This window comes from Clostridium sp. 1001271st1 H5, from assembly GCF_005845215.1.
In the GTDB taxonomy this organism is placed as follows: domain Bacteria; phylum Bacillota; class Clostridia; order Lachnospirales; family Lachnospiraceae; genus Enterocloster.
Genome location: NZ_SPHO01000003.1, coordinates 239,329 through 254,541 on the forward strand (window position 1 = coordinate 239,329; position 15,213 = coordinate 254,541).

A 15,213-nucleotide genomic window follows, 5' to 3' on the forward strand; every position below is an offset into this window, starting at 1 on the left:
GGTGCCTATGATGAGGAAGCTGCAGACCAACCGTTCCTATTTTTATCTGCTGCTGGCAGACCGTATCGTTGTGATGCTTCTGTTTCTTTTCCTGTTATTCGGGCCTTTTAGGACCAGGACAGGAATTTTTGTGCTGCTGCTGTTTTTCCTGTACCAGGCAGTGATGCTGGCAGTGTTCTGCGTTCGGTTCCTGGGCCCTCTGCGGGAGATAGAGAAGATTTCTGAAATGATTGCAGAGCCTGAGAGCCATATGGCGGATTTAAAAGGCGGCAGGCCCATACACCGTCTGATTCAGTATGTAAAGCAGTCAGTGGAAAATGAATATACCTCCCAGATGCTGGCGTCCCAGGCAGAAATCCACGCCCTGCAAAGCCAGATTAACCCCCATTTCCTCTACAATACCCTGGATACCATCCGGAGCATGGCCATTATACGGGATTCAGAGGACATAGCCCAGATGGCAGAGTCCCTGTCCATGCTGTTCCGGTACAGCATAAGCAGGCCCGGGGAGATGGCCACCCTTAAGGATGAGCTGGGCAATGTGAAAAATTATCTGCTGATTCAGGGATACCGCTTTCCGGGCAAATTCAAATACCAGCAGAAGATAGAGGATGAGGAACTGCTGCAGTACAAGCTTCCTGTGCTCACCATACAGCCTGTGATTGAGAACGCCATCCACCATGGGCTGGAGACAAAGGTGGGAGGGGGGCAGGTCAGCGTGTACGCTTACAGCACACAGGAACGCTTCATTATCCGCATTGCCGACAACGGCATGGGCATGACGGAGCAGCAGGTGGATGATATCAGGGAAAGGCTGGCCAAAGGCAGTCATATTTACCGGCAGGACAGGGACATAAGAAAGCGGGGGAATACCGGAATTGCCCTTCCCAATGTGAACCAGAGGATTAAGTTTTATTACGGGGATGACTACGGAATCAAGGTATACAGTACGGCGGGCATTGGCACCATTGTGGAAATCATTCTTCCCACTGCCGCTGATTCGAAGGGCGGTGAGTCATGAGAATCGAAAAGATACGGCTGGATGAGATAAAAAAGGCATATGGGGATATAAAGGCCCTGGAGGATATCAGTCTCTCCCTGTACAAGGGGGAGCTGCTTTGCGTTGCAGGACTCAGCGGAAGCGGCAAGTCCGTGCTGGCGGATATCATCAGCGGCAGGACTTCCATGAGCGGGGGAAGGATGTATGTGGACAGCAGACCGGCAGCCTTTGCCTCCATCCGCCAGGCCCAGACCGCCGGAATATTCTGCGTCCGGTATAAGACATCGGTCATCAATGATATTTCCGTGGAAGAAAACCTGTGTCTGCTGCAGAAACAGGGCTGCCTGGCCTTTCCGGCCAGGCAGGGAACCATCCGCATGAGGGAAACCCTTAAGGCGCTGGGGGTGGAGTGCAGGCTCCAGGCCCCTGTGGGCAGCTTAAGCCTGATGGAGCGCCATACCATAGAGATATGCAGGGCCTGCTGCGCCGGCATGAAGGTGCTGGTGCTGGACGGAATCGCAAGGGATTATACACTGAAGGAAATCCAGTATATGAAGGAGCTTGTTGCGCGGCTTAAGGAGAGGGGCGTCTCCATTGTGTGGATAGACACAAGACCGGAAATCATGCTGGATGCAGCGGACCGTCTGGCCATCCTGAGAAAAGGGAGCCTTGCGGCGGTATTGTTCCGGGAGGAATTTGACCGGCAGGTAATTGACCGCATTATAATCGGAGGGAACCGGAAGGCAGGACGGGAAATCACCCGGTCCCAGGCAGAACGCAGCGGGCGAACAGAGCTTCTCGCGGTACGGGAGGTGCGGGCCAGGGAATTGCGGGACGTGAGTTTTCACGTGTGCCCCGGCGAGGTGGTGGGCTTCATCCATCCGGAGGAAACATACTGCCGGGAAATTGTGCGGCTTCTCAGCGGGGAACTGAAGGTGGAATCGGGAAGCGCCTGGCTGGCCGGGCGTCAGGTGGAGCTGTCAGGCGGAAGGAAGAACATGGTCAGATACGGCTTTGGATATATTGAGGATTACAAGAAGAGCCTTTTTCCAAAGCTGGATGTTGCCGAAAACCTGACCATTGCCGGTCTGGAATACTTTGCACCCGGAGTGGGGGTGCGGGAGAAGCTGGAGCAGGCGGTTGCCTGTGATTACCTGGCATTGCTGGACATCCGGGAGGAAGATTTGAAACGTCCCATAGAGACGCTGAGCCACCGGTGCCAGCTGAACGTGGCCCTGTATAAGTGGATTATAGCCAGGGCAAGGCTGATTGTCATGGACAATCTGTTTTCGGGCACGGATATATTGATGAGGAATTCGGTCAGGGAATTTCTGGAGTTTGCAAAGAGCAGGGGAATCGGAGTTGTATACTGTTCACCCAATGAAAGTGAGCTGGCGTCGGTGTGCGACAGGCTCTATGAATTGGCGGAAGGAAAGGTTTCCAGCAGATAGAAGCGTATGAGCCGCGTAAAAGCGTCACTCCCAGCAGATGGAAAATTAAGAGACATGTAATAAAAAGTTCAGTGAAAAAGTAAACTTATTTATGTATGATGTATCATGTATCCTATTTTGGAGAAAGTTGGGAGGAATTCATAAATGAAGAAACCATTCATTCAAGGAGGTAAGGCCCTGACCCTGGCGGCGGCCCTGTTGTGCGGCGCGGCATTTATGGGAAGCTTTACGGCCTTTGGAGCCACGGCCCAGGCGGAGAGCCAGGCAGAGGCCCAGGCATTTACGCCGCTGGTGGCGGGACAGATTACTTCCTGTAAGATTTCAGGAGATAAACAGAACGTAGAGATTGGATTTTCCAGCAGCGGGGATGCGACGGGCACGGACGGCAACGTCTATGTATTTGAGATGCAGCCCTATGAGGAAGAGCTGGGAAGCCGCAGCGACTTTATTGCTTCCGCCCCGGCCTTAAGCGGCGCCTCGGTAAGCGTGCCCCTGAACCTGGGCACACCCCAGGATAAGCTCTACAGCCGGTTTGTCCTGGCTGTATTTGACGGGACCAGGTTTACAAAGGTCAGCCAGCCCCACTACATAACCAACCCTGAGCTGATTGCCGGGAACCAGACGCCCTTTAACGACCCGCTGACCAAAAAGGGGCTTGTGATTGAGATTGACATGCTCAGCGATGCCTTTGACCTGGGCGTGAAGCATGTCACCACCAACATTGCATTTTCCCAGATTATGGGAACGGGAATTGAATACCAGTATGACGGCAAGACCTACCATTTTAACAAAGGCGTGGTGGACGCTTATGACAAGACCATCAGCGCGCTGTCAAACAAGGGAATGACTGTAACGGTTATCCTGCTCAATGACTGGAACCCCAATACGCCGGATTTGGTGTATCCCGGCACCCAGAAGAATTCCAATGCATTCTACTATATGTTCAATGCTGAAACCGAGGCCGGATTTGACCAGACAAAGGCAATCGCCTCCTTCCTGGCCCAGCATTACAGCGGCGATAACCCCAATTACGGGAAGGTGTCGAACTGGATTATCGGCAATGAGATTAACAACCAGCAGTGGAACTACATGGGTCCCATGGACCTGACAAACTATGTGAAGGCATACCAGAAGGCTTTCCGCGTTATCTACACAGCCATTAAGAGCACCAATGCCAATGACCGGGTATATTTCTCGCTGGACTATAACTGGATGAACGAGATTGACGGCAAGCTTAAATACGGAGGCAAGGAGATAGTGGACAGTTTTAACTCCATAGCCAACACCCAGGGGCAGATGGACTGGGGCCTGGCCTATCATCCCTATCCATGCCCCATGACAGAGCCGGAATTCTGGGATGACCCGCAGTTCACAGGACTGTTTACAAATGACTTCAATTCACCGGTTATCAATTTTGCCAACTTAAACGTGCTGACGGATTACTTCGTACAGGATACCCTGAGGGCGCCTGCAGGCAATGTGCGCCACATCATCCTTACGGAGCAGGGCTTTACATCCTACAGCCCCACCAGGGGCAATATTCCGGAGATTCAGGCTGCGGCTTACGCCTATTCCTATTACCTGGTGGACAGCAATCCGTATATTGATGCCTACACGGTCAGCCGTCAGGTGGACGCTCCCTCTGAGGCCAAAGACGGACTGAAGTTTGGTCTGTGGGAGTGCGACATGAACCAGCCCAACCTGATTGTGGCTACCAAGCGCAAGAAGATATGGCAGGTATTCCGGGATATCGACAAGAAGAACGCCACCCTGGAGGCCACTGAGTTTGCAAAGCCAATTATCGGCATTAATAAGTGGTCGGATGTGGTTCCGGACTTCAAGTGGAAGAACCTGGAGAAATAGCAGATAAGGCCGGATTTGGTTGACAAACAAAATCCAGCGTGTAAAATATTTAAATATAAGCGCTTGCTGGCGGCGGCCTTTGGGGCCGCCGCTTTTTGGCGGGATACAATGTATGGACGAAAGGAATGACATATGGGCTTAATTGTACAGAAATTCGGAGGAACCTCTGTGGCTGATGCCGCCCGGCTGCGCCATGTGGCTGAAATCATCACGGATACATACAAGGCCGGCAACCAGGTGGTGGCGGTGCTGTCCGCCCAGGGGGATACCACCGACGAGCTGATTGAGAAGGCAAATGAAATCAATCCCCTTGCCTCCAACCGGGAGATGGATATGCTGCTGTCCACCGGGGAGCAGATGTCCGTGGCCCTCTGCGCCATGGCGGTGGAGGCGCTGGGATACCCGGTTATTTCCCTGACCGGATGGCAGGCCGGTATGGTTACCAATACCGTTGCCAGGAATGCCAGAATCAAGAAGGTGGACACGGAGCGCATTGAGACAGAGCTGAATCAGAAGAAAATCGTGATTGTCACAGGATTTCAGGGAGTTAACCGTTACGAGGACATCACCACCCTTGGCAGGGGCGGCTCCGATACGTCGGCGGTTGCGCTGGCTGCCTCCCTCCGGGCGGACCTGTGCCAGATATACACGGATGTGGACGGGGTGTATACGGCTGACCCAAGAATTGTGAAGGACGCAAGGAAACTGGATGAGGTTACATACAATGAGATGCTGGAGCTGGCTACCCTGGGGGCCCAGGTGCTCCACAACCGTTCCGTGGAAATGGCAAAGAAATACAATGTAAAGCTGGAGGTGCTCTCAAGCTTTACAGGGCATCCGGGTACAAAGGTGAAGGAGGTTGCAAAACGCATGGAGAAATCATATATCAGCAGTGTGGCTAAGAATGTAAATATCGCAAGGATAGCCCTGATTGGGGTGCCCAATGAGATTGGCACATCCTTTAAGGTGTTCTCCCTGCTGGCCCAGAACCATATTAATGTGGATATCATATTACAGGGAATCGGTCATGAGGAAGGCAAGGACATCTGCTTTACCGTGGCCCAGTCCGACCTGGAGGCAGCAGCCGTGCTGTTAAGGGAGCATCAGGAGTCCATTGGCTTTGGCCGCCTGGAGACCAACAGCCATATTGCAAAGGTTTCCGTGGTGGGAGCCGGCATGATTAACCATCCCGGCGTGGCGGCAACCCTGTTTGAGGCGCTTTACGACGCCAACATCAATATCAATATGATATCCACCAGCGAGATTAAGATATCCGTACTGGTGGATGAAAAGGATGCGGAGAAGGCCGTACAGGTCATTCATGACAAATTTTTTTCCATGGGCTAAATGAATAATGGGTTTGTAACAAAAAAGAGTTGCGGCTGTTCACATATTTTGTGAAAGCCACAGCTCTTTTCGTATTTACGAATCTTAAAATTCGTTAATATTTTCACCTTTTTCGAGGAAAAGAGCTTGCTATTTGACAAATTTATTATTATAATTGTATGTGGCAATATTTCTGCTTTTTTTTGCAGCGGGCCTGAGAATGGGTTTTCCGTTGCTTAGATATTGTTAAACTTATGAATGATGGAGGACTGGAAAATGAGTAATTCAGCACAAACTTCAGCAAGCAGCCGCATAGCAGCCCTGCTTGATGAGAACAGTTTTGTTGAAGTCGGAGCCTATATAAAGGCCAGAAGCACTGACTTTAACATGACTGAGCAGGAGACCCCCGCTGACGGCGTGGTTACCGGCTACGGTACCATAGGCGGATGCCTGGTGTATGTATACAGCCAGGATGCGTCTGTATTAGGCGGCTCCATGGGCGAAATGCATGCAAAGAAAATCTGCAACATCTATTCCATGGCAATGAAGATGGGAGCACCTGTAATCGGTTTGGTAGACTGTGCAGGTCTGCGTCTTCAGGAGGCGACCGATGCCCTGGACGGCTTCGGCAAGCTGTACTTAAGCCAGACCATGGCTTCCGGCGTGATTCCTCAGATAACAGCAATCTTTGGAACCTGCGGCGGCGGCATGGCAGTATCTGCCGGCATCACAGATTTCACCTTCATGGAAGAGAAGTCCGGCAAACTGTTTGTTAATTCACCTAATGCCATTGACGGCAATTATAAAGAGAAGTGTGATACCTCCAGCGCAGATTTCCAGAGCAGGGAATCCGGACTGGCAGATTTCACAGGAGACGAGGATTCCATCATCGCCCAGATACGCGCCCTGGTTTCCATCCTTCCCGCCAACAATGAGGACGATATGTCATACGGCGAGTGCCAGGATGATTTAAACCGTATCTGCGATAATATCGAGGGATGCACCGGTGACACGGCCCTGGCCCTGACACTGATATCCGATAACAGCTTCTTCATGGAGGTTAAGAAGAATTATGAGCCTTCCATGGTGACCGGTTTCATCCGCCTGAACGGGACAACCATCGGTTGTGTGGCAAACCGTACGGAACTCTATGAGAACGGCGAAAAGAAGGAGACATTTGAGCCTGTACTGTCCGGCAAGGGCTGTGACAAGGCCACTGATTTCATCAATTTCTGCGACGCATTCAACATTCCTGTGCTCACACTGGTGAATGTAAAGGGCTACAAGGCCAAGATGTGCAGCGAGAGAAGGATTGCAAAAGCTGCTGCGCGTCTTACCTATGCATATGCAAATGCCAGCGTTCCCAAGGTAACGGTAGTTGTCAAGGAAGCATTCGGAAGCGCATACCTGACCATGGGCAGCAAGTCCATTGGCGCTGATGTGGTTTATGCATGGCCAAACGCTGTCATCGGCATGATGAATCCATCCGATGCAGTTAAAATTATGTATGCCAAGGAAATCGCCGCATCCGGTGATGCCGCCGCACTCATCAATGAAAAGACAGCAGAGTACACTGCACTTCAGTCCAGCGCTGCTGCAGCAGCGGGAAGAGGATATGTAGATGACATAATCAAGGCAGGTGAGACCCGCCAGCGGGTAATCGCAGCCTTTGAAATGCTGTTCACAAAGAGAGAGGACCGTCCGTCTAAGAAGCATGGCACGGTTTAAAGAGAGGTGACAGGTATATGAGACGATTAATGAAACGAGTGGCAGCAGCAGTTCTGATGGCCGCCTGCCTGTTGAGCCTGTCGGCCTGCTCAGCAAAACAGGAGGAAACCGCGGCAGCTTCCCGGATTGCCACGGATGGAACTCCTGCAGATGATATGATGGCGGAGTACGCCAAGCTGACAGCAGTCCAGTCACTGGGCGTCAGCACGGAAGGGCTGATTGCACAGAAGGTTATGGCAGAGGCCCAGGGAAATGCAGTCATGGCAGCCATCTGTGACGAGCAGATTAATGCAAGGAAGGAACTGGGAGAAGTCAGGAGCATTGATATTGACGACGCAAGCGTGGTACAGATGGCAGATGGTTCATACACCGTTATGCTGCCTGTTGCCTTCACCGAGGGTTCCATGCAGTATGTCATGAATCTGAATATGATTTCCCAGCAGATTGTGGACGCTGAGTTTACGGAGCTTGCTTCTAATGAAGAAGAGGGCAAGACCATCGGACAGCTGATGGAGACAGCAACGGTATATGCGGTAATCGGCATAGGCACCGTGTTCGCGGTTCTTATCTTTATCAGCCTGCTGATTGCCTGCTTTAAGTTCATCCACAAGTGGGAGACAGGAAAGAATACAAAGGCAGAGCCTGCACCGGCGGCACCTGCACCGGTTAAGGCGGCAGCGCCGGCTCCCGCACCAGCCGCAGGCGGTGACCTGATGGGCGATGCAGAACTGGTGGCAGTGATTTCAGCAGCCATTGCAGTATATGAGGGAACTTCTTCTAACGGACTGGTGGTTCGTTCCATCCGCCGTGTACAGAGGTCGAAAGGCAGATAAGAGGACGGGAAACGTTCCATAACTATTTTCATTCAGGAGGAATTGAAATCATGAAGAATTATACAATCACAGTTAATGGTAAAGCATATGCAGTAACCGTAGAAGAAGGCGCTGTATCCGGCATTGCGGCAGCACCTGCAGCACCCGTTGCGGCTCCCGCAGCACCAGCGGCAGCTCCGGCGCCTGCAGCAGCACCTGCACCCGCAGCATCAGCAGGAACAGCAGGTTCCGTCAGCGTATCCGCACCCATGCCCGGCAAGGTAGTGGCTGTTAAGGCAGCTGTGGGACAGGCTGTGAAAAAGGGCGACGTAATCCTGGTTCTGGAAGCTATGAAGATGGAAAACGACATCGTAGCTCCTCAGGATGGAACCATTGCCAGCATTAATGCGTCCACCGGCGATTCCGTTGAATCTGGCGCGGTATTAGCTACTCTGAACTAACTATAGAGATGAGCCCATAGCAATGTGGGATTCATTATGGAGGGAACATTATGGATTTTGGCAATATAATTAATAACCTGCTGAATCAGATGGCCTTTTTCCATCTGGAAGCAGGCAACTATGTAATGATAGCAGTGGCCCTGGTGTTCTTATACCTTGCTATCAGAAAGGGATTTGAACCCCTGCTGCTGATTCCGATTGCATTCGGTATGCTGCTGGTTAATATTTATCCGGATATCATGTATTCTCCGGAGCAGACGTCCAACGGAACCGGCGGACTTCTGTGGTACTTTTTCCAGCTGGATGAGTGGAGTATCTTACCATCCCTTATCTTCCTGGGCGTTGGAGCCATGACAGACTTTGGCCCCCTTATCGCAAACCCAATCAGTTTCCTCATGGGCGCTGCGGCACAGCTGGGCATTTATTCCGCATATTTCCTGGCTATCCTGCTGGGATTCTCAGGCAAGGAGTCTGCCGCCATCTCCATTATCGGCGGTGCAGATGGCCCTACATCCCTGTTCCTGTGCAGTAAGCTGGGGCAGACCCAGATTATGGGCCCCATTGCAGTTGCAGCTTATTCCTACATGGCGCTGGTGCCCATTATCCAGCCGCCGTTCATGAAGCTGCTGACAACTGAAAAAGAGCGCAAGATTAAGATGGAGCAGCTTCGTCCCGTATCCAAGCTGGAGAAGATTCTGTTCCCCATCATCGTAACCATCGTGGTTTGTCTGATTCTGCCGTCCACAGCGCCCCTTGTAGGTATGCTGATGTTAGGCAACCTGTTCCGCGAGAGCGGTGTTGTAAAGCAGCTGGCTGATACGGCAAGCAACGCCCTGATGTATATCGTGGTTATCCTGCTGGGTACATCCGTAGGCGCCACCACCAGTGCGGATGCATTCTTAAATGTGACTACCATCAAGATTGTTGCCCTGGGCCTGACTGCATTCATCTTCGGAACCATTGGCGGCGTTCTTTTAGGCAAGCTCCTCTGCAAGATTACCGGAGGAAAGATTAATCCGCTTATCGGTTCTGCCGGCGTGTCCGCAGTTCCTATGGCAGCCCGTGTATCCCAGAAAGTGGGAGCTGAAGCAGACCCCACCAACTTCCTGCTGATGCACGCAATGGGACCAAACGTTGCAGGCGTTATCGGCACAGCAGTTGCGGCCGGTACTTTCATGGCAATCTTTGGGGTATAATGACATTAGATTTTAAACGAGGAGGATTAGAACTATGGCAGAGATAGAGAAGAGGCCAGTGAAGATTGTGGAAACCGTCCTTCGTGACGCCCACCAGTCTTTGCTTGCGACCAGAATGTCCACTGAGCAGATGCTGCCCATTATTGATAAGATGGACAAGGTAGGCTACCATGCGGTTGAGTGCTGGGGCGGAGCTACCTTTGATTCCTGCCTCCGTTTCCTGAAGGAAGACCCATGGGAGAGACTGAGGAAACTGAGAGACGGATTTAAGAACACCAAGCTGCAGATGCTGTTCCGCGGACAGAACATCCTGGGATATAACCATTATGCAGACGATGTTGTGGAGTACTTTGTACAGAAGTCCATTTCCAACGGTATTGATATTATCCGTATCTTTGACTGTCTGAATGATATCCGCAACCTGGAGACAGCTGTAAAGGCCACCAACAGGGAAAAAGGACATGCGCAGATTGCACTGTGCTACACCCTGGGCGATGCCTACACCCTGGACTACTGGAAGGATATTGCCAAGAGGATTGAGGACATGGGCGCTGATTCCCTGTGTATCAAGGACATGGCAGGACTGCTGACTCCATATGCGGCGGCAGAGCTGGTACAGGCCCTGAAGGAAGGAACAAAGCTTCCAATCGACCTGCATACCCACTACACATCAGGCGTTGCTTCAATGACCTACTTAAAGGCAGTGGAGGCAGGATGTGAAATCATTGACTGCGCCATGTCGCCTCTGGCCCTGGGAACCAGCCAGCCGGCTACCGAGGTTATGGTGGAGACTTTCCGCGGCACACCATATGATACGGGCTATGACCAGTCACTGCTGGCCGAGATTGCAGACCACTTCCAGCCCATACGTGAGCAGGCCCTTAAGAGCGGCCTTCTGAACCCGAAGGTACTGGGCGTTAATATCAAGACCCTCCAGTATCAGGTGCCGGGCGGCATGCTTTCCAACCTGGTAAGCCAGTTAAAAGAGGCTGGACAGGAAGACAAGTACCGTCAGGTTCTGGAGGAGATTCCGAGAGTGCGTAAGGACTTTGGAGAGCCTCCGTTAGTTACCCCGTCTTCCCAGATTGTGGGTACCCAGGCTGTTATGAACGTTATCATGGGCGAGCGCTATAAGATGGTTCCCAAGGAATCCAAGAAAATCATGCTGGGTGAATTCGGCCAGACTGTTAAGCCCTTTAATCCGGAAGTACAGAAAAAGATTATCGGAGACGAGACGCCGATTACCTGCCGTCCGGCAGACCTGCTTGCTCCGCAGCTTCCTCAGTTTGAGAAGGAATGCGCACAGTGGAAGCAGCAGGATGAGGATGTCCTCAGCTATGCGCTGTTCCCGGCAGTGGCCAAGGATTTCTTCGAGTACAGGGCTGCCCAGCAGACCAAGGTGGATGGCAGTGTGGCCGACAAGGACAGCAAGGCTTATCCGGTTTAATTGTGCAGAAGAACCATGGTGGAGAAGTAAGAAGAAATACACAGCGGTACAGATGAAATAGAAGAAATAGAAGAAGGCAGCTTTCATATCTGTTGCAGATATGGGGGCTGCCTTTTTATATAGCCTGTGTGTTATGAGCCTTACTGCCGTCCCCACTGCATAGCCCCGCCCGCATCCAGCATTCCGCCGCATAATACCTTGCCATTCAGACTGTCCATCTTGCGGGCTGAGGCCAGGATTATGTTTTTGATGTCCGTCAGGCTTAATTCCGGCCTGGATGTATAGAGCATGGCAGCAACGCCGGTGACCATGGGGGCTGCCATGGAGGTGCCGCTCATAAAAGCATATCCATTGTCAGGCGTAATCCCCAGGATGAAGGTGCCGGGAGCAGCGATATCCACGCTGCCGGGGCCGAAGTTGGAACTCTCATCCAGGGTGCCGTCAAACATCAGGTTGGCTACGGTTATCACGTTGTCAAAGGGAAGGGAGGCAGGGTAAATGGGGGAGGCGTCTATGTTGTAGCCGATGCCGTTGTCATCCCCGTTGCCTGCAGCCACAATGAACAGCATGCCGGAGTCCCGGATGGCTGCCCTGAACTCTTCCGTACAGTTCTGGGAGCCGAAGCTCAGATTGCATATCTGGGCTCCGTTGGCTTCCGCGTATTTGATGGCCGCAATCACATTTTCGGGGGAGCCCTTTCCCTCTGTTCCGCCCAGGGCCTTTACCGGCATGATTTTCACATAATGATTGTCAGCGATGCCCACAATGCCGCCGTTATCCCTGGGCGCCGCAATGGTGCCTGCCGCATGGGTGCCGTGGACATCCTCCGCGCCTTCATATACCTGGCCGTTGTTGCTGTAAAAGTTCCAGCCGTTTACATCGTCCACAAACCCGTTGCCGTCATTGTCAATGCCGTCTCCGGGAATCTCATCCTCGTTGACCCATATGGAGCCCTGTAAATCCGGATGGGAGATATCCACCCCGGTGTCAATGACCGCCACGGTCAGGGGACGCTTTGTCTCTGTCCGGGCGTAGGCCTGCCATGCAGGCTGGATATTGATGTCAATCCCGGGGACGGCGTCAATGGCGCTGGTCAGGATATTGGCCGGTTCCAGCGGGGGAAGGGCGATGGCGTCCACCTTTCCGCGTTTGTTTCTGTGAACATAGGCCGGGTCCAGGGAGTCGATATCCAGTTCCTGGACTATTTTTTGTGCCTGGCCGTCATTTTTCAGAGCCCACTGGTAGGATGCCTTGTCATCCTTGACGGACAGGTTGTTGAGGCCGGGGCCTACTGCAAAGGCGGAGAAAGAGTTATCTGCCGCATTATAGGGGACGGCCCCGGACGCTGTGGCAATTGCCAGGAAAAGCGCCGTGGCCGTAATCAGTTTTTTCATGATTATGCTCCTTCTTCATGTTTCATTATACCATTGTACTAGTATAACACATAAGATAGCATAAGACTTTGAACATTTTATGAAAATCCTTCCGATTTTATTACAAATTATGGTACAAGCCCTGTGTCCAGCTTCCATATATCCCGGTTGTACTCTTCAATGGTACGGTCAGATGAGAAATAACCGGCCCTGCTGATATTGATTAGCATTTTCCTGGCCCAGGCAGTCCGGTTCTCATAGTCGCAGTAGGCCTGTTCCCTGGTCTGGCAGTAGGCTTTAAAGTCAGGGAAGGTCATGAACCAGTCTTTGCTTAGCAGCTCGCTGTACAGGCGCTCCAAATGCTCCCTGGAACCAACAGACAGCATGGCCGGGCCGACGATGAAGTCAACGGCTTTCTTAAGGTCCGGGTCTGCCTCATAGTAGGAACGTGAGCAGTAGCTGCCTTCTGCGTACCGCCGGATGACTGTCTCGCTGGATTCGCCGAATATATAGATGTTGCCGTCGCCCACCAGCTGGTGGATTTCCACATTGGCTCCGTCGTCCGTACCCAGGGTCACGGCTCCGTTGAGCATGAATTTCATGTTGCTGGTGCCGCTGGCTTCCTTGGAGGCCAGGGATATCTGCTCTGAGATATCGCAGGCAGGAATCAGCTTTTCAGCCAGGCTTACATTGTAGTTGTTTACCATTACCACCTTCAGCCAGGGATTTACGTCCGGGTCCTGGTCAATGACCTGCTGGAGGCAGAGTATCATGTGGATGATATCCTTTGCAATGGTATACGCAGGCGCTGCCTTGGCTCCGAAAATGGCTGTGATGGGAGTGGTGGGCCTGCTGCCCCCCTTGATTTCCAGGTATTTGTGTATCAGGTAAAGGGCGTTCATCTGCTGGCGCTTGTATTCGTGAAGCCGCTTTACCTGGATGTCAAAAATGGATTTGGGGTCAATGTCCAGGCCCTGGGTATCCTTCAGGTAGTCTGCCAGCTCCTGCTTTTTACTGTCCTTGATGGCTAAGAGACGGTGCAGGGTCTTTATGTTGGCTGTAAATGCCTTGTCATCCAGTTTCTTAAGTTCAAATGCATCCTTCTTAAAACCATCGCCAATGAGTTCCGACACATAGCCTGCCAGCTGGGGGTTGCAGTGAAGCAGCCACCGGCGGAAGGTGATGCCGTTTGTCTTGTTATTGAATTTCTCCGGGTAGAGCCTGTAAAAATGATTCAGTTCATTGTTCTTCAGTATATCCGTGTGAAGGGCAGCCACGCCGTTGACGCTGAAACCGTAGTGGATGTCAATGTGGGCCATGTGAACCCGGTCGCCCTTGTCAATGATATATACGGATGGGTCCTCAAATTTCCTGCGCACCTTGTCATCCAGTATTTCCATAATGGGTATCAGCTGGGGAACCGCTTCCTTAAAATAGTCCATGGGCCAGGTCTCCAGGGCTTCCGCCAGGATGGTGTGGTTGGTGTAAGCGCAGGTATTCATCACCACCTGGATGGCGTCATCCATTTCCATGCCATGCTCCGTGGTGAGAAGACGAATCAGTTCGGGAATGACCATGGTGGGGTGGGTGTCATTGATTTGGATAACAGCATAGTCGGGCAGGTCGTAAAGGGTGGAGCCCTTTGCCGCTGCCTCGTCCAGTATGAGGCGGGCAGCGTTGCTTACCATGAAGTACTGCTGGTAAATGCGCAGTATCTGGCCTGCCCTGTCGCTGTCGTCCGGGTAGAGGAACAGGGTCAGGTTCTTCCTGATATCGGTCTTGTCAAAGGAAATCCCTTCCTCCACAAGGGATTCATCCACGGTCTCCACGTCAAATAAATGGAGCTTGTTGGTGCGGCTGCCATAGCCGGTGACCTCAATGTCATACATCCGTGAGGTAAGGGTAAAGTTCCTGTATGGAATCTGGTAGGTGACATTAGTCCTGTTGAGCCAGGAGGTATGTTCCATCCATGGATTCGGTTCCTCGATCTGGAGATTGTCCCTGAATAACTGCCTGAACAGGCCGAAATGGTAGTTCAGCCCGATACCGTCCCCGTTCAGCCCCAGGGTGGCGATGGAGTCCAGGAAACAGGCTGCCAGCCTGCCCAGCCCGCCGTTGCCCAGGGATGGTTCCGGCTCCAGCTCCTCCAGGACGCAGAGGTCCCTGCCGTGGCCTGCCAGAATGGATTTCACCTGGCTGTAGATGCCCAGGTTTATCATATTGTTGGATAACAGCTTTCCTATGAGGAATTCAGCGGAAATGTAGTATAATTTCTTTTTGCCCTGGGCGGATTCCCGGTCCCCGGACAGTTTATTTACCAGACAGAGCAGTCCGGTGTACAGCTCTTTGTCGGTACAGCTTGAAATATCTTTTTTGCATGCTTCTGTCAGCATTTGTTCCAATTGGTTTTGATTCATGATTTGCATTCCTTTCCCTAAGGTGCGCCCGTTGCGGCATGATTGTACGTTTGTCTGTATTATAATGGGATGGAAAAAGAAAATCTTGCATAATTATGTGATGATATAGTACAATACTATCAAAAATGCGAAAAAGGTG

11 protein-coding genes are annotated in these 15,213 nt (G+C 52.0%); 9 read left to right on the forward strand and 2 right to left on the reverse strand.

Features of this window, described 5'->3' with window-relative positions:
• Positions 1 to 7: 7 nt before the first annotated feature.
• The 9 genes from FGS84_RS06150 (at position 8) to FGS84_RS06190 (ending at position 11,284) form a co-directional block, all read left to right on the forward strand.
• Positions 8 to 1,021, forward strand: coding sequence for a sensor histidine kinase (locus FGS84_RS06150; protein WP_138306792.1), 1,014 nt, complete (start codon positions 8 to 10; stop codon positions 1,019 to 1,021).
• Positions 1,018 to 2,451: an ATP-binding cassette domain-containing protein gene (locus FGS84_RS06155; protein WP_138306793.1), complete on the forward strand. Its 1,434-nt coding sequence runs from the start codon at positions 1,018 to 1,020 to the stop codon at positions 2,449 to 2,451. Before FGS84_RS06150 ends, FGS84_RS06155 begins: the two co-directional genes overlap by 4 nt.
• Before the next feature lie 144 nt (positions 2,452 to 2,595).
• On the forward strand, positions 2,596 to 4,314 hold the full coding sequence (locus FGS84_RS06160; RefSeq protein ID WP_138306794.1) for a DUF5722 domain-containing protein: 1,719 nt from the start codon (positions 2,596 to 2,598) through the stop codon (positions 4,312 to 4,314).
• A gap of 132 nt (positions 4,315 to 4,446) precedes the next feature.
• The gene (locus tag FGS84_RS06165) at positions 4,447 to 5,661 is read left to right on the forward strand and encodes an aspartate kinase (protein ID WP_138306795.1); all 1,215 of its coding nucleotides are present in this window, start codon (positions 4,447 to 4,449) and stop codon (positions 5,659 to 5,661) included.
• Between the two features lie 255 nt (positions 5,662 to 5,916).
• Positions 5,917 to 7,368 (forward strand): carboxyl transferase domain-containing protein, encoded by a 1,452-nt coding sequence (locus tag FGS84_RS06170; protein ID WP_138306796.1) that lies wholly within the window; start codon positions 5,917 to 5,919, stop codon positions 7,366 to 7,368.
• 17 nt (positions 7,369 to 7,385) lie between these two features.
• Entirely contained in the window at positions 7,386 to 8,201 is an 816-nt protein-coding gene (locus FGS84_RS06175) for an OadG family transporter subunit (protein WP_138306797.1), read from the forward strand.
• Between the two features lie 50 nt (positions 8,202 to 8,251).
• On the forward strand, positions 8,252 to 8,641 hold the full coding sequence (locus FGS84_RS06180; RefSeq protein ID WP_138306798.1) for a biotin/lipoyl-containing protein: 390 nt from the start codon (positions 8,252 to 8,254) through the stop codon (positions 8,639 to 8,641).
• Positions 8,642 to 8,691: 50 nt separating this feature from the next.
• On the forward strand, positions 8,692 to 9,837 hold the full coding sequence (locus FGS84_RS06185; RefSeq protein WP_138306799.1) for a sodium ion-translocating decarboxylase subunit beta: 1,146 nt from the start codon (positions 8,692 to 8,694) through the stop codon (positions 9,835 to 9,837).
• A gap of 34 nt (positions 9,838 to 9,871) precedes the next feature.
• Positions 9,872 to 11,284 carry an oxaloacetate decarboxylase subunit alpha gene (locus tag FGS84_RS06190; RefSeq protein WP_138306800.1) on the forward strand — a complete coding sequence of 471 codons (1,413 nt, stop codon included), beginning with the start codon at positions 9,872 to 9,874 and terminating at the stop codon, positions 11,282 to 11,284.
• Positions 11,285 to 11,424: 140 nt separating this feature from the next.
• On the opposite strand, the gene FGS84_RS06195 is transcribed toward FGS84_RS06190, so the two are convergent.
• Entirely contained in the window at positions 11,425 to 12,678 is a 1,254-nt protein-coding gene (locus FGS84_RS06195) for a S8 family peptidase (RefSeq protein ID WP_138306801.1), read from the reverse strand.
• A gap of 107 nt (positions 12,679 to 12,785) precedes the next feature.
• Positions 12,786 to 15,074 carry a glycogen/starch/alpha-glucan phosphorylase gene (locus tag FGS84_RS06200; RefSeq protein ID WP_138306802.1) on the reverse strand — a complete coding sequence of 763 codons (2,289 nt, stop codon included), beginning with the start codon at positions 15,072 to 15,074 and terminating at the stop codon, positions 12,786 to 12,788.
• Positions 15,075 to 15,213 lie beyond the last annotated feature (139 nt).